This window comes from Saprospiraceae bacterium, assembly GCA_016710235.1.
Classification (GTDB): Bacteria; Bacteroidota; Bacteroidia; order Chitinophagales; family Saprospiraceae; genus Vicinibacter.
Map to the genome: position 1 here is coordinate 2,450,511 of JADJLG010000001.1, position 17,359 is coordinate 2,467,869.

At 37.6% G+C, this 17,359-nt stretch carries 9 protein-coding genes; 2 read left to right on the plus strand and 7 right to left on the minus strand.

Features of this window, described 5'->3' with window-relative positions:
• Positions 1–260: 260 nt before the first annotated feature.
• A complete protein-coding gene (locus IPI99_09865; protein ID MBK7340821.1) occupies positions 261–2,759 on the minus strand; it encodes a YfhO family protein in 2,499 nt (832 codons plus the stop codon).
• Between the two features lie 179 nt (positions 2,760–2,938).
• The gene (locus IPI99_09870) at positions 2,939–4,183 is read right to left on the minus strand and encodes a 1-acyl-sn-glycerol-3-phosphate acyltransferase (GenBank protein ID MBK7340822.1); all 1,245 of its coding nucleotides are present in this window, start codon (positions 4,181–4,183) and stop codon (positions 2,939–2,941) included.
• A gap of 116 nt (positions 4,184–4,299) precedes the next feature.
• On the opposite strand from IPI99_09870, the gene miaA reads away from it, so the two are divergent.
• Complete coding sequence (gene miaA, locus IPI99_09875; protein MBK7340823.1) at positions 4,300–5,205, plus strand: tRNA (adenosine(37)-N6)-dimethylallyltransferase MiaA; 906 nt, start codon at positions 4,300–4,302, stop codon at positions 5,203–5,205.
• Between the two features lie 32 nt (positions 5,206–5,237).
• Here the strand turns inward: miaA and IPI99_09880 are convergent, their stop codons facing one another.
• From IPI99_09880 to IPI99_09890, 3 genes are all read right to left on the minus strand, one after another.
• Positions 5,238–6,992 carry a DUF2207 domain-containing protein gene (locus IPI99_09880; protein MBK7340824.1) on the minus strand — a complete coding sequence of 585 codons (1,755 nt, stop codon included), beginning with the start codon at positions 6,990–6,992 and terminating at the stop codon, positions 5,238–5,240.
• A 14-nt stretch (positions 6,993–7,006) separates the two neighbouring features.
• Positions 7,007–7,558, minus strand: coding sequence for a LemA family protein (locus tag IPI99_09885; protein ID MBK7340825.1), 552 nt, complete (start codon positions 7,556–7,558; stop codon positions 7,007–7,009).
• A gap of 98 nt (positions 7,559–7,656) precedes the next feature.
• Positions 7,657–10,560: a S8 family serine peptidase gene (locus IPI99_09890; GenBank protein ID MBK7340826.1), complete on the minus strand. Its 2,904-nt coding sequence runs from the start codon at positions 10,558–10,560 to the stop codon at positions 7,657–7,659.
• Between the two features lie 157 nt (positions 10,561–10,717).
• On the opposite strand from IPI99_09890, the gene IPI99_09895 reads away from it, so the two are divergent.
• The gene (locus IPI99_09895) at positions 10,718–12,667 is read left to right on the plus strand and encodes a PD40 domain-containing protein (protein MBK7340827.1); all 1,950 of its coding nucleotides are present in this window, start codon (positions 10,718–10,720) and stop codon (positions 12,665–12,667) included.
• Between the two features lie 491 nt (positions 12,668–13,158).
• Here the strand turns inward: IPI99_09895 and IPI99_09900 are convergent, their stop codons facing one another.
• The gene (locus IPI99_09900) at positions 13,159–14,826 is read right to left on the minus strand and encodes a sodium:solute symporter (protein ID MBK7340828.1); all 1,668 of its coding nucleotides are present in this window, start codon (positions 14,824–14,826) and stop codon (positions 13,159–13,161) included.
• Positions 14,827–14,830: 4 nt separating this feature from the next.
• Positions 14,831–17,317, minus strand: coding sequence for a PIG-L family deacetylase (locus IPI99_09905; protein MBK7340829.1), 2,487 nt, complete (start codon positions 17,315–17,317; stop codon positions 14,831–14,833).
• Between the last annotated feature and the right edge of the window lie 42 nt (positions 17,318–17,359).

Here is a 17,359-nt window from a genome sequence, read left to right on the forward strand (position 1 = left end):
AGATATCTAGATGGGTCTGGCTGGCTTGACGATCAAGCTGACAGCTTTAGATGAGCATTTTACAGTTGAATCTCTGTTCAAACTAAATTGACTTCAAAATCATGGCTTCGCGCAATACCTGATTCTTAGGCAATGAATACAGTATGCTTACTTATCAATACCCGTGATTTATTGCGAATTTGATACTCATTCCAGGCTCCTCCTACAAAATCCGGGCTTAAAAAAACTAATATTCTCCTTGATGACAGATCCTTTGAAATTTATTTTTCAGCAGCTTTTTTCTTGAATTCTCTAAAGACAATCACTCCGATTAATCCGATCATTAAGATGGAACACAACATTGAAATTTTTTCGCCCAAATAAAAACTGCGAGGTTCAAATGAAAATACAATCTCATGCTTACCTGCCGGCACTTGTAAACCTCTCAATAAATAATCAGCTCTAATGATCTCTGCGGGTTGGCCGTCAATTGTAGCTTTCCAACCTTTGTTTGGTCCATACCAAATCTCAGAAAAAACAGCAAACTGTGGTTGACCAGATTCGGAGGTATATTTGATTTCGTTTGGCTTCATGTCTTCCAGTTTGATAGCTCCTGTTCCATCAAAACTTTTGGAAGTCATGACAGCATCAAATTCATTGGAAACAATTGCAGTATTGCTTACATCTGTTGAATTGATTTTTTCTATTTCTTCATTTGCATTTCCCACAGTTTCAATACTCTTAACGAACCAAGCATTTCCTAAGGCTGCAGGATTGACAAGAGGTACCTCTTTACCGGGTTGACCTAGGATGAAGTATTTCGTATTCAACATGTTGAGGCTTTTCAAAGAAGACATCGTATTCAATCGGACACTGTCGTTTGTTTGGAAAGCAGGATCGGAGAGCGCCTGCGAAAGTTTTTGGATATCTCCCTGAATCTGATGATCTATCAAGTCTTGGAATCGCTGCAATTTAGCGGCATGATTACCTCCTATACTTCTGAAAAAGTACGAGTTGATTGATGTATTGAACGTATTGATCGTTAGATCAAGCACTCTATAATTGGATTTATCTTGGAGGATCTGGCTATCAACAGCGCGAGGTTCAAAAGTGCTTTTGGCTGTAGATTTTTTTACAAAGCTGTCCCAACTGAGATACCTGTTGGATACTCCTCCGAAGTCCATCAATACAAGTGTAGTTAAAATAATCATACTGACTTGCAGATTGAAAGTTTTTTTTTTCCAGAGGTATAAAATTCCAGCAGCAAGGGCAATAAAAATTGCTGATCTGAATGCGTCAGTTCTCAATAGGGAGATTCTATCTTTTATCAATGCATCAGGATTGAATCCCTGCTGAACATATTCAGCGTCATTCAAACCATTAAAATTATAAAACAAAGGTCCCAAAATAGCCATCAGCAAGCAAAATCCACCGGTGAGAGCAGCACTCAGCCATATTTTTTTAGTCATTTCGTTTTTATCCTCACCCTCCTTGGCAATAATTCCCAAGGCGAGAATACCCAAAATTGGAAAGAAGAAGGATGTAACTGAAGCTATACTGCTAGGGGCTCGAAATTTATTGTAGAGAGGAAAGTAATCGAAAAATAATTTATTAAACCACTCCAAATTTTTTCCCATAGATAGGAGAAGACTCAATCCGATTCCAATAATGAGCCACCACCTTCTGTAATCTTGAACGAGCATGATCCCTAGTACAAAAAGAAATAACATGATGGCTCCAAGATAGAACGGGCCTCCTGTAAATGGCAAGGGTCCCCAGTACAATGGCGCTTTGAATTCTTTAGGGGGCTGGTATCCTTTACTCCGAAGATCCCTGGCAGTGTACGAATCTTTATCCAGACTTTCTCCTGAACTACCTCCTGCAAATCCAGGTATAAAGGATGCTAATACATCCGGCATACCGTTGCTCCACGCCATCGCATAATTCCACTCAAGACCTTCTACCTCGGATGAACTTTTAACAACGCCTTCTTTAGCACTCAAAATCGGTTTCCCACGCATCGTATCTTCAGCGTATTCATAAGTAGTCCAAAGTAAAGATGCAGATGCACCCAAGGCGACAAGCCCGGCTACAATCATCAATCCACTTGTGATTCCGAATCTTGTTATATTCTTACCTTTAATGTTGTCATAGATGAGAAACAAAACCAAAGGAATGGTCATGATCAGTGCATAGTAGGTCATTTGCACGTGATTGTTCATAATGTTGAATGCAACTCCAAATCCAAATAAAATCAAGCCCCAATATCTATTCCCCTTGAATGCTTGGATGATTCCTGCCAGGATGAGACCTGTGTATGCAATCACCAGTATTTTAGTATTGTGACCTGTGGCAAACAATAAAAAATTACTCGTGACATAAGCAGAGCTTATAGCTCCGACAAATGCTATCCATACCGGCATACTTAAGGCCAGATAAAAGATATATGAACAAATGGAAAACAAGATAAAGTAATACAAAGGACCGCTAGTGAACAATGCCAACGCGCTTTGAACATATACTAGATAGTTAGATTTCGCAGGTGATGTGATTTGGTAAGTAGGCATACCTCCGAACATCCTTGTGTTCCAAAGAGCGGATTCCCCTGTTTCCTTGCGATAATCCAACGATTCTTTGGATGAAGCTTCCCACATGGTAGTGTCAGACTGTTGCAATACTTTACCCTGCAGGTAAGGGTAAAAAAATACAACAGCGATTATCCAAAATAAAGCCACACAAATAGCGTGCGGAATGAGAGATTGCCAAAACGTTTTGTTCATACTCCGAGGGTTCAATGATTTAGCCCAATCTTTAGACTGCGACTCCTGTCGATCATCGAAAATAGGAGAGGCAGGACCGAACTATCTCATATTAAAATAAATTATATACAAAAGTAATGGATATTTACAAATTCGGAAAGAAATGTATAAAAACACCGGAAGTTGAGCTCATTGTTTGGTTAAACTCTCCTTTTGAGCCATTCAAAAGCAGTACGGCCTTTTGATTTTTGATATTTTGAGGGTGTATGTACATGCCATCGGATTTCCTTCCAAATGTCTGTAGCTTTCACGCTAAAATATAATGACACCTGCAATACTACGAGGATTAGAATAGAATAGGAGAGTGGCACAAATTCAAGCAATAATATAAAAATGAGAATACTGAAAATCAAATGAGCAAAAGCGGAAATCACGATTCTTACCGGGGCATAAAATTCAATGTGTTTGATTGCTTTTTTTGCCCATTTTTTAATCATCCAGAACCATAACCAATAGCAAATAATAGCAGGCACCGCCAAAAATGCACTGGCGAGAAAAAGCATATATTTCAAGGTGAGATTTTGAGCAGTATGGTAAGAATTTACCTCCCTGGTATTTCTATAGTCCTGGTGATAGTCTGCCAATATTGATGCAAAATCTGACCCATACTTTTTTTCTCTGTAATTTGAAATCGTGGTGCGTATCTGTTCAATAATTTCTAAATTTTGAGACTTGGATGAATTTATTTTTGATTGAGACAATTCCAATTCAACCAAATGGTCTTGGTGGATTCTGTCCTCATCAGTCTGAAATGAAATGCACTTGGCTTGTAATGTTTGCGAGAATTTTTGGGTCAGGTAAGATAATTTTTCCTCATTTCCTTTTGATTGCAAGTATTGATTGATTTCAATCGGATTACTGAATTCCAATATCATTTCTTTTCTCCAATAAGGTGCACCGGTAAAGTGTATGCCACAGCAAATCACATTTAAATTCGGAGTATTAAATTCTTCTACGGTGCCACAGGCTAATCTTGCAGCACCCTTTTGTAATGGTCTCATGTAAGGCACATACATCGTACTGGCTTCAGGGAACATGAGGATGCATTTGCCCTCGTGAAGGATTTCGAAAGATCTTGAAAAAGTACTTTTATTTTGTTTGAGTTTTTCAAATCCATCTTTCATTCTGAAAATTGGAATCTGATGTGTAAGCTCAAGAATAGGCTTCAACCATTTTTTTTCAAACATATCTCCTCTTACAAGAAAGTGAAGTTCTCTGGGTTGAAAACAAGCGATAATGCAAGCTTCCAGGAAAGAATTAGGATGATTACTAAGAAATAAGACGGGACCCTTTGTCGGTATATGTTCAACACCTGCCACTAAGGTTTTTCTGAAATAAAACTGCAGACAAAGTTTCATCCACAGCTTGAAAATCCTATACAACATGGTTCAAAGATAGTCAGAATACATCGTTTGAGACAAAGTTCACCTTCAGTTACTGGCAATTTGATAAAATTTATTAAATTTGTGAACTATGTTCCCTTGAAACCTACAAAATCCTGATGTCAAAAAAACGAATCATCATTTGTGGTCCAACAGGTATTGGAAAGTCGGGGATGGCTTTTGAATTGGCGAGATATTGGAATATTCCAATCATATCAGCAGATAGTCGCCAGATATTTAAATACTTAAACATAGGCACTGCAAAACCAAGTATTGAAATCTTACTTAAAATCAAACATTATTTTATTGACGAATGTGAATTAGATGAAAGTTATAGTGCAGGCAGATTTGCAAATGAGTGCCGTAAAGTGGAAGAGCAACTCTACCAAAAAGATGACAAAATATTAATTTGTGGCGGAACCGGATTTTATTTGAAAGCATATCTGGAAGGATTGGACGGGCTACCCAAAAGTGAAATAAGTACCAAGGAAAAAATTGAATTGTTGTGGAAACAAAATGGAATCCAGGCACTGCAAGAATTACTTCTTGCATTGGATCCTGAAACTTATGGTACAATTGATTTGCAAAACCCAAGACGCTTATCCCGAGCCCTTGAAATTTGTCTCACTACCGGAAAAAGTGTTACCGAAGCAGCATCTCCTAAAACCACAAATACATCTACGGAACCAAATACGTTTTCATTTTATCTGAATTGCGACAGAGAAGAATTGTACACAAAGATCAATCAACGTACCGAACAAATGATTGAAGAAGGATTATATTCTGAATTTCTGAAGTACAAATCTTACTCGAATACTCAGGCTATGCAAACTGTTGGGTATAAAGAATGGTTAGAGTACGAAAATGAAAATTATTCCTTTGATGAAACAGTGGAGAAAATTAAGCAGCACACTAGAAATTATGCAAAACGTCAGATCACTTGGTTTAATAAATTCCATCAAGGGCAAGTCATTCATCCGGAAGATATCCAAAAAGTGATTGATACCGTAGATATAGATTCATAAAATGGGTCACCTCCCGGTTAGGAATATTCATATTACCAACTGCTACCGCCTCCACCTCCAAATCCACCTCCACTGAAGCCTCCGCCTCCACCTCCAAATCCACCTCCACTGCTCCAGCTACTTCCACTGCTGGCACTATAATCAATTTGAGGGGTGCTGTAGAAAGTAGAACTCATTTCATTTAATCCTCTGTCTAAATCATGTAGATAACTGTAATAATATACATTAGGTGTGCTTCCTACGTACCATTGAGGTGGATCGATTTCAAGATCTTTAAATTTTTTCTTCCACAAATCAGCTTGATTAAAAACAATCGCATAGGGGAGCACTTTGTCAAAATATGCCGGGTCCTGTTTTAAGAAAAATTCCAATTTGTCTTTTTCAACTTTCGAAATGAATTCTTTAAAACCTACAAGTTTTTTATAAATATCTGTACCGACAATGGTCTTTTTGGGCATATATCGAAATATAATGAAGCCAGCAATGGCTCCCAGTGCCATTCCGAGACCAGCCCATTTGAGCATTGGTATCATCACTCCGAAAGAAATAAATGTCAATAGTAAACCACCTACTAATAATAAAAGTGAGATTGCAAGCATGAGCCATTTCCAAATATTGCTGCTTTCATAATAATATTTGGAAGAATCCACTTGATGGCGGATATCTGAATCTGCTATCTTCATGTAAACATAAAAACGCTCTTTTAGATCGCTTAAATTAACTTGTGGTCCTTGCTCAAATATTCCGTTAAATATCGTTTTTTCAGCTTCGGATGCATCACTATCCAATTCTTTCAATTTTGAAAAAGTATAATCCAATTTTTTACTGAAAATCGATCTGTCTTTATGGGTAGTTTCTTTTAAGCTGAGGAAACCTTTTTGTCCCCAGTAAGGAATTAAAGCTGTAAGGTCTTTTTTATCCAGTTTGTCGTCAATGAGATACCCGGCAATTGAAGGATTGATTCCTTCTGGAGGATAAAATTCAGTTTGAAGACTAAAAGAATAATCTTTTCCCCATTTAGTCCAGATGCTATAAAAAATTCCTAGTAATATAGCAGGTAATGCAAATAATAACCAATTAAATTTGTTGGCATAATTTTCATAAATTAAAAAATCTGCAGGAAAAGCGATGCCTACTGTAATGCCTTCATGTGGTTGAAGCGTATTTTGGAATGTGCCGCTGAGTTTTTGTGTATTGGCCCAGGTAGTTGAGGTGATATTTGCCTGAGATCCAACGGGTCCGCTAGCGACAAAAAATGGAAGAATTTTTTCAGGATTATCATGTAGCTGAATTTGAAAACTTCCTTTTTCAATTGGCTCATCCCACTCATGACCTATGATGTTAAAATACAATTCTGATTTGTCCTGAAAGAAGTTGATCGCGCCATGTATTTTGTAATGAATTACATAACGATGATCACCTGAGACAAAAGCTCTTGGTGAGCCTATCTTGAGGGTTAAATAATCTCCGGTATATTTTTTTGAAAAGGAATGACCCGATACCTGTACATCTGTGATGTAAGTATTATAAGAATGACCATCACTTCTATATTTGATTCCGGAGCTATCCGCGTTGGAGTGATTGAAATGATATTTTGCAGGGATAGCCCGGATGATGCCATGTCTTTCAGTGTGAAAATTGATGTCCAGTGTTTCAGTTACATCCAGAACACCATCTTTTGAGATCTGAATATTTACATCATAATTCTTTATGCTATAAATATTTCCCTGAGCACTTATGCGAAAAGCACTTAATAAAAGCAAAAAGACAAAGGCAGAAAATCTCATTGAAATCGAATTGACTAAAACTCTACTTTAATGTTTTGAGCTTCAGCTGCTTGATCTAGTTCAAAAAATTCTCTGGGCTCAAAATCAAACATATTTGCGAGCACCACCTGAGGTACAGATTGAATAGAAGTATTGTAATCTCTTACCGTCGCATTGTAATATCTTCTGGCACCGGATAAGTCATTTTCTATATCCTGTAAATTCTTTTGGAGTTCAATGAAATTCGTATTAGCCTTTAAGTCTGGGTAGCTTTCACTCAAGGCAAAGATGGATCTGATTCCAGAGGTGATCGCAGCCTGAGAGTTTGCTACTTCGCCAACATTTGCCGGATTGGTTCCGACTGCTTGATTTCGAGCAGCAATTACTTTTTCGAGCGTCCCAGCTTCATGCTTTGCATACCCTTTGACTGTATTGACCAGATTCGGAATGAGATCGTATCTCTTTTTCAGAAAAACAGAAATATCACTCCAGGCATTGTCCACCTTTACCTTCGATTTGATAAGGCCATTGTACATGAACATACCGATCAATGCGATCGCGCCAACGAAAAGCAATAAATACATCATTTTCTATAAATTTTAATTGGTTTGTATCAAAGACAATTTTTTATCCTAAAGGGTTCCACGATATGATTTTATTTTTACTCGTGGAGCTCCGGGCAGGTTTAAATTTTGATCAATAATTTGTATATCCAAGCTTTACTTTTGGTCTTTATGCCTAACAAATATGGCCCAGATGGCCCATTAATAAAAAATTCATTTGAATCTTTCAACTTCTGATTCACTCCCTCGATTGCTTTACCTTCGATATTGAATAGTAGAAATTCAGAACCAAACTCACCTTCAGGGACAATAACTTCAAACCTTCCGTCACTCGCCGATGGATACACTTTAATTTCATCGGATGACTCGGTATTTTTTGTTGAGGTGATACAGTTTTGACCAGTGGTTTTTGCTTTTTCTCTAATCCAACCAGGTGCTAACTTACATTCGGGTTTTGTTTCTAAAATGTATTCAGTGCACTCTTGAAGATTTTCTATCTTAAAAATATTGCTTTGGATAAATCCTTCAGTGAATTCTGCTTTTCCCTTTTCGTGGAAAAGATACTTAACAGGCAAGGCTGCATTTATTTTCCACTCAATGAAATGATCACCTACGGATGCGATTGATACGTCCCTGATTTTTTCACATCGGGTTTCATCAATATAGATACAATAATCCTCATACTCTCCAAATTCCAAAAGTTGATTGCATGGATTGGGGTGACCTTGCTGGAATGAAGCATATTTTGAAACTACTCTCATCCTGGTGACTCCGGTCATCGATGATTGTGGTACTGTGAAATATTGACTGAATTCTGTATTGCTGATAGAATCCGGGTTGACAACATTTTCAGTGCTATCAAACACAGCATCATGATTAAAATCAATCCAGGCAGAATAGTTCATCTCACTTGAATCACTGGAAAATCCAGGAGAAAATATAATATCGTATCCTTGTCCTTTGGTTAAAGTCCAAGTTGCAGAACTGCCAATAAAATTTCCATAACCGAGATTGTTGCCACTGTAGAATTTTTTAACGCCTATCTGTAAAGCATCCAGCCATTCAAGCGAAGATTTAGATTTGATTCTGTCACAATAATCGAGTCTGGTGCAATCTTCACATCCATTGGTTGATATATTTATCTCTTCACCGTATCCCGATGTTTTTCCACTAAAACAATCACTTTGTAAACTTATGGTGTATTGATTGCATGGTTCCAGGCCTTTAATGATTAGTAGATCTCCGTTAATATTTGCTTCTAAAGTATCTTTCACTATGGAGCCAACCACTTGAAGAATATAAAAGATGTGTTTGAAGTCTGGTTCAGTTTTTAATTTAATATGAGCTTCAGTAGGATAGATGCTATCCAAACCAAGAAATAGTGGAGCGACACAACAACCTGCCGTAGTGAAAGTCCTTGTAGGGGTATAATCGTTTTGGTATCTATCACAAATTCCCCTGAAACGAACTTCATAATCTGTGCAAGCTTTCAATCCGGTCAGTTCGATTGGGTCTGATGTGTATAATGTGCTTGATTGCCAGTTATTACTACCCACAACACGATATTCCCACTGAATTGGTAAAATGATGTTATTTGCCGTAATATCGAAGACTAACCTGGATGTATCCGGGCTACTCTCTATGATCGGTAAAGCCAACAATGCAGAGTTATACAAATTGAGGACACCACCGCTAACGGTGATGCTCTTTAATTCCTCAAGAGGCTTCACACCATCAATCAACATTTGCTTCAAACGCCTTGCAGCTGCCGGGGGATCAATTTTTGATATATCACTCAAGCCATTGCAAGGGATAGAATAGAGCAAACCTATTGCTCCGGTCAACAATGGAGCTGAAGCACTGGTCCCAGAAAAACTTCTGTAATTATTTGATCTATACGTCGTAAGTAGATTTTCTCCATAAACGCCAATATCAATTGATTTTTTTCCATAACCAGAACTTGGGTCCTTGTGATTCAACCAATTGATGTTTGTTACGGTAACAAGAAATTCACTCGGGCATAAAGTTGGCAAGTCGCCTTCCAGGTCTACATTGAGATCTTGATTGGTTGTAGATGCTGCATTTAAGATACCTACCCGTCCCAGTGAGTCGTAAATTGCACACCAAATAGGGGCATCTTCCGGAAAACTATTATCTGCACCCCATGATGTATTTGTGGCGACTACAAAGGCCCCTTGTTTTCCACCAGACTCATTATACATTTTTCTCATCCTCCAGGGATATGCATAGGATTCGATTGCATTTGCTTCATCCCCTCCTCCTTCTACGAACATCAATTTGATATTCCAGGAGGGACTTGAAATACCAATGCTATTGTTTCCTTTTGCGGCAGCAAGACCGCATACGGGTGTCCCGTGTTGCCCTGTTCCGAAACTATCGTTTCGAGTATATGTACTCCAACCTCGGTAATCGTCGACGTATCCATTTGCATCATCGTCCAGACCATTTTTTGGGATTTCAGCATAATTGAACCATAGATTTTCACGCAGGTCATCATGACGGATATCTACACCATCGTCTATCACACATACTACGATAGTATCTCCGGATTCTGTCATTCCGCCTGTGCTGATGTTCCATGCTTTATCTGCATCTATATCTGCATCATTTACCCCTCCCTGCGTTCCGTCATTATTGAGAAACCACTGATTACTGTATAATGGGTCATCAGGTTTTAGCCTTGCACTCAAAATGTGATTTCTCTGGACCACTTCAACTTCATTCATTTGACTTAGAAATCTGATGACATTACCCGGATTGGCATGATTACTCAGGCCAAGAGTATAAATATTCCATTCTGGAACCGGTGATCTTTTCAAATAGAATTGTGACGGAATTAGGGTATTGGATCCTGTTTTTTCTAAGAATTGATGGATATCAACCCCGGCTTTCAACTTGAGTATGAGTTCATCATTATTGAATTTTTGTTGATTTTGACTAAAAGTGAAGTTGAAACTAGTCAGTAAGATGAGACTAAAGAGGAGTCGAAAGTGGGATTGTGACATCTTGAAGCCTTTGTAAGATTTAAAGTTCCACAAGATAAAAAATACTCTCAACCCAGAATGTTCATATTAAAATTTTAATAGATATTATTAAATATTTGAATTATTTGTTATATATTAGCGCCTAATTTACAGTGTAAATCATAACTAAAACTCAAATATGAAATCTTACGGTCCAATCATGACAGCCGTGCTGATATTCCTGATCAGCGTGGTAGGACAAGCCCAATCCAATTTGAAAAAAGCAAACAGAGCATTCGAGTCTCTGGATTATCCTTCAGCGGTACTTGCATTTGAGTCAATGGTCAAATCAGGTACCGTATTAGATCAAACAGGTAAGCACAGGCTCGCTTACAGTTATAAAATGACTCAACAGAATGGAAAGGCAGCCAGCTTATATACTGAATTAAGTAATCAAGTTGGTGTGGACCCGGAAGTTTATTTTGAGTATGGTGACCTTTTGAGATCCGAAACAGATTTTGTTCAGGCCAAGATTTATTTTGAAAAATATAAAATCAAAAACCCTGTGATTGCTGAGTATTTTATTCAGGCTTGCGATTATGCTATCGTAGAATTAGGTAGACCGAATAACTGTAAGTTGTCCAACATGCCTACGAATACAGACCAGCCTGACCAAGCCCCAGTTTCTTATAGAGGTGGTGTGATCATGGGCTCTGGAATCACTGGCGACCTAACAGCTAAAACACCGGGAGGCACCGAACTAAAAACGGCTCCTCAGATTGTAGCAAACCCCAATACATTCCCTTCAAGATTGGAGGATGTACTTACAGACGAAGCAATGGGCAAAGGCTCAGCTACCTTCACAGAAGATGGATCTATAGTTGCATTTACCAGAACAGGAGGAAAGTCATTATCGGAAGTTTTGAGATCTAAAAGTGGTATGAATATTCACTTTTCACATATTTCCAAATCGGGATCATGGTCAGAACCAGTAGCCTTCCCTTTTGCAAGAGACGAATACGTGAATGCTTTTCCTTCTTTGTCAAAAGATGGAAATACGCTTTATTTTGCATCCAATCAACCAGGAGGGTTCGGTGGATTTGATCTCTATACAAGTAAAAAAACGGGAGAAAATACCTGGACTGTTCCGGAAAATATGGGATCCATAATCAATACGCCTGGAAATGAATTATCGCCATATACCAACCAGAATGACTTGTTTTTTTCATCTGATTGGCATTTGGGATTTGGTGGTTTTGATGTTTTCAAAACGACACAAAATGGAGTGAGCTGGACTGATATCGCAAATTTGGGTGCATGTGTAAATTCTACTAAGGATGAGTTCAATTTTCTGATTGATCAGAATGGTGACGCATATTTTACTTCCAACCGTCAGGGTGGCAAAGGAGCTGAAGACATTTATAAAACGGCAAAAATTGTCTTGCGTAATCAACAAAATCTGAAGCCATTAACGGATTCGGAGATTGGAATTAAGTCAGGATTGGATGTGGACGTTAAAGCGCCACAAATGAATATGAATTCAGCTATGATGGATGATGTATATGAAGACCCTGCTGTATACAATCGCCCGGAGCTTCAATCAGAAAAAGTGTATTTTATCCAGATAGCTGCAATGTCACAATTCAATGATCAAATAGCAGCACGATTTGAAAAGTACACGCGTTACGGTGACGTATTTATGGTTCAGGCAGACAATGCGGTTAAAATTAGAATTGGTGTTTTTCCGAATCTCAATGCCGCGCTGAGCCAATTGAGGATTTTGAAATCCAATGGAATCAGGGACGCATTCGTCATAGGTGATATTTTGGATGAATCCAGGGTAAAGGTTTTGTACAAAGGGAGTACTGATTTTCTAAGCACTCCTGCTGAAAGTACCGAGAATACAGATGGCCAATATAAAATCAGAGTTGCAGAATTTCAAGCTCCGGATTGGTTCGATTCATCAAAAATTAATGATTTAGGTAGGATTGAGCACTGGACAAAATCTGGAAAGACTATTATCATTTTAGGAGATTTTAATACTGAAACGGAGGCACAAAGTGTTCTTTCCAAATTGACAGAAAGAGGTTATAAAGATGCATATATATGCAGCGAAAAAGACGGGAAACTATACAGGGTCAATAAATAGTAAGGAAAACTATTTAAAAAAAAGTCCGGAATTATTCCGGACTTTTTTTTTGTTCCTAAACCATTACAATGGCATTGATTAACTAAGATTTAGCTTCTGAAATTCTATCAAAAGGCATTTTGACTTCAGCAATAAGATGATGCATGTGTTTTTTTGTAAATACGAATTTTAAATTGGACATGTGGAGTTGCAATTTGATGCTTCATATTTGATCTATAAAAATATGAAGAGACACAATTTTGCCCACTTAAGCTCAATCACTACGCCGAGCAAAGTAATCCAAGTGAAATAATATAGGCATTAATTTGCCCAATTAAGCTCAATCACAACGCCGAGCAAAGTTTTGCTCGGTTCCCTCATTATCGAGTGAAATCGTTCACTCGATTTTCGCCTTGCGAAACCATTCGGTCACATCAAAACCATCAATCATATTGCTAATTGGATTCTCACATTGATCTACAAAGTAAAATTTGGGTTTCATATTCCTCTCTCTAAAACTCATTTACATTTGGCTTCCACCGATTGATGAAGAATTGGAAGCATAGTGCAGTGAGAATTACGAAAACACAAGAAATTACATTAAACCAAAGAAAACCGATATTTGTAAATGTGAATAATCCAAAAGTCAGTATTTCAGCGAGAATAGCAGCGATAAATACTGCTTTTGATTGAATATATTTAACATAAAAAGCACATAGAAATACTCCCAAAATGGTGCCATAAAATAAGGATCCGATGATGTTTATAAATTGAATGAGATTTTCGAACAAAGGGATGAAAAGTGCAAATGCAATAGCGATCAAGCCCCACATTGCAGTAAATATCCTCGATAGAAATATTTCCTGAGAGGGCTTGATTTCTTCCTTTTTAAAGCGGATATAAAAATCTACCATAGTTGTACTCCCTAATGCAATGAGCTCGGCGGATACAGATGACATAGCAGCTGCTAATATTACTGCAATCAATAAACCGATCAAGCCATGAGGTAAAAAATGTAAAATATAGTACAAAAAGATATAATCTTTTTCATTTGATTCAATACCTTCCCGGTTTTGTTTTGCTACAGTTTCAATCTCTTTTCTTTTGGAAGTTTCAAATTGATAAATTTCTCTTAATGGTTGAACTTGTTCGCTATTTTGGAGTAATAATTTTGATTTTAAATTATGAACACTGTCCAGTTCATGTTCCCATGAATTCGATTCAGCCTGATGATTTTCCTTGAGATAACTCTGGATTTTAGGATTAAAATGCAAAGGTTGCTTTTCAAACTGGAAGCTCAGAAAAACCAAAACTCCACAGGCAAGTATAAATATTTGCATAGGTATTTTGACAATAGCATTCATGATCATTCCCATGGAGGCAGATTTTTGAAGCTTCCCACCTAAATACCTTTGTACTTGAGATTGATCTGTACCAAAATATGCGAGCATTAGGAAAAATCCGCCGGTCAACCCTGACCACAAATTGTATCTGTCCTGCCAATTAAATTCTGTATTTATAAGGTTCGTTCGATGGTAGATTTGAGCGACCGGAATTATTTCTGAAATATCAGAATGTAATGTCCACTTGTAAAGCAAAAAAAGAAATATGAATAACATTCCGACCAAGATCACCATCATTTGTTGTATTTGTGTAATATTAACTGCACGCACACCGCCGGACACAGTGTATATGACAACAACTAAACCAACCAGAATATGTGTTAGCTCCAAATTCCATCCTAGTACGATCGATAAAATAATGGATGGCGCATAGATAGTTATTCCTGCAGCCATGCCTCTTTGAACTAAAAAAAGCATAGCTGTAAGGGTGCGCACTTTTACATCGAATCTGCCTTCCAAATATTCATATGCGGTGAAAACTTTTAGCTTATAATAAATCGGAATAAATGTGCTCACTATGACAAACGTTGCAAGGGGTAACCCAAAATAGAATTGAGCAAATCTCAATCCATCCGCGTACCCTTGGCCTGTTGTAGAGATAAATGTAATGGCACTCGCTTGAGTTGCCATGACTGCAATACCCAATTTCCACCAGGATTGTTGATTTTGGCCAACAATATATTCTTGGAGGCTGGATTGGTTTCTCGTCTTAAGGTAACCGTAGATTGCTATATATCCCAACGTTGTAACTAAGACTAACCAATCTATCCAATGCATATAATTAATAAGAGATTATATTGTTAAACAAACGATAAGCTCCTGGCACTCCTGCTGCTAATTGCCTGAAGAAAGACAACCCTGTGTAAACGTATTTTCCCTTTCCAACATTTGCTGTGATGATGGCGTTGGTTAATTGATTTTCTCCTGAATCTGACATGCTGAGTACAGTCATGAATTTAGGATCAATCTTACTGGGAAAATAAAGTCCTCTTTCTTGAACCCACAGTTCGAAATCAGATTCAGTGATTTTGTTGGGATGCGACAACAAAGGATGATTTGGGTTAGTAATAATTACTTTAGAATCCTCCTCAGTAACGCGGTCTCTGCTGATTTGCATGTCGAAAGGACTGAATTTCCCTGGTGGCAGTTCAGCGGTAGTGTTATATTGGAATACAAGCTTTCCACCCTCATTCATGAATTTTTCCAGTAAATCATATTTATTGATGATCTCTTTGTTTGTGTTTAAAGCTCTAATGCCAAATATTAGTACATCGAATTTTTTTTTGAGATCATTGTTGATCTGATTGATTGTGATTTCGTGGGCATCGTATCCCAATTTTTTTATTGCTTCTAAAGTGTAATCTCCGGCTCCTTTAATATACGCTATCCGTTTTTTATCTGCGTGATATGAAGCAATGCTCACTTTAATTTTAGAAGGAGTAAGCACATTTTGGATATCAAGATGTGGATATTCAATGGTGGTGTGGGTGTAGAGTTGTTTTTGATCCAACATCATATTTATTTCAGAAATCGATTGGTTCTTTGTGCGATTTTTAATTTTAATATCAAAAATTTTTGTTTGAGGCGAGGATTCAAATTGAACATGCAATTTTTGTGGGAGGACCTCAATATCTTCAGGACATATGAATTCAATGTTACCAGAAAAATCACCTGAATGATTGATTAAAGTTATCGTATAATTTGCCTCACTTTCTGGTTTCATCAAAATAAGTTGGTCGCCTGAGACTGAGGTAATTTGGGGTAAAATATCCAATGGTTGACTTACCTCACCCAAAACCGGATCGTCATTTTTATAATAGACTGGAGATTTGTATTCGTATGTGTGATTAAAAATTTTATAACTAAAGATGATGTTTAAATTTCGATCAGTCAGTGGTTTAGAAACATTTTGTTTTGCTTCAATTTTGAAATGTGAATTTACTTTTTGCTTCAATAACCAGAATGGACTTGTAATTGATGATTGCTCTGAAAGTTTGTAGGAGGAAATTAGATTGAATACTTCATTATTGGTGAGCAGCTTATCCACCGGTATTTCAACTCCATCTTCCATAAATTGCAGAAATTGAAGTGTAATTGGTGTGCGGGATCGATTGACTACCTCACACTGAACTTGCAAAGAATCTCCGGTTGTGATTGTTTGTTTAGTAGTGTGAGCACTGAAATAAATACCTGCACATTGTCTGATCAATTCTTTAGTCTCTTCCAACTTTATATTCCTTAAGGCGGATTCTGGCAAAAGAGAAAGTTCTTCTTCTATTTTTTGTAAAGTTGGAATGGATAGTTCAGGTCTCAAATAGTCAAAATGCATCAAACAAGAATCAATTACAGAAGTGAGGGTGGATGATATACCGGTACTGTTCCAATTCAAGCTGATTTCATCAATGAGATTAGAAGTACTTTTATTTTTTGCTTTATCAAGTCTCTCTAAATATTCAATTTGGCTGCCTCGTACAGAGTTGATGCCAAATCCCTGGGATTTATGCATACTTCTGCTCTTTGCAGCTATTTCCGTAGCTGATTTTCCTTCGAAAGCTAAGTAGTGGCCGACATCAATCTGATAGTAATTGCTTTTGTCAGCCTGGTCAAATTTTTCTTTTGAACCCCAAGCCCACCATGATGTATTGTAGTATATACCTTCAACTACCCATGGCTTAAATTGAGCGAGTTCCGTTGGTGCAAAATTTGGGTCAGAAGCTTTTGTAAATGCTTCCAATGCGAGGATAGCTGAGGCAGTATGGTGGCCATGTGTTTTGCCACTTGTACGATGATCAAATCTAGTGATGATTGCAGTTGGCTTGAATGTTCTGATGAGTTTAACTATTTCAATCAATAATTTTTCTCTGTCCCATTTTTTAAAAGTTTCTTCTGCGTTTTTTGAATAGCCGAAATCAACTGCACTCGTAAAGTACTGGCTGCCGCCATCAATTTTACGCGCTTCCACAAGTTCATTTGTCCTGATTACACCTAAAAATTCATCCAACTCCGGCCCGATTAAATTTTGGCCACCGTCTCCTCTTGTCAATGACAAGTAAGCTGTCCTGATATTATATTCCTTTGACAAACAGGTGATCAACCGTGTATTTTCATCATCAGGATGGGCAGCAATGTAAAGTACTGATCCAAGTTCATTGAGTTTTCGTATTCCCTGGTAGATTTCTCCGGAGTGAATTTGGGGACTTGGTTGGCCAAAGAGTATGTTGAAAATAAGTGAGGTGCAGGTTATTAGAATAATTTTGATTTTGATCATGATCAATAATTCGCTTTTGAGTTAAATGTCAAAGTTGGGTAC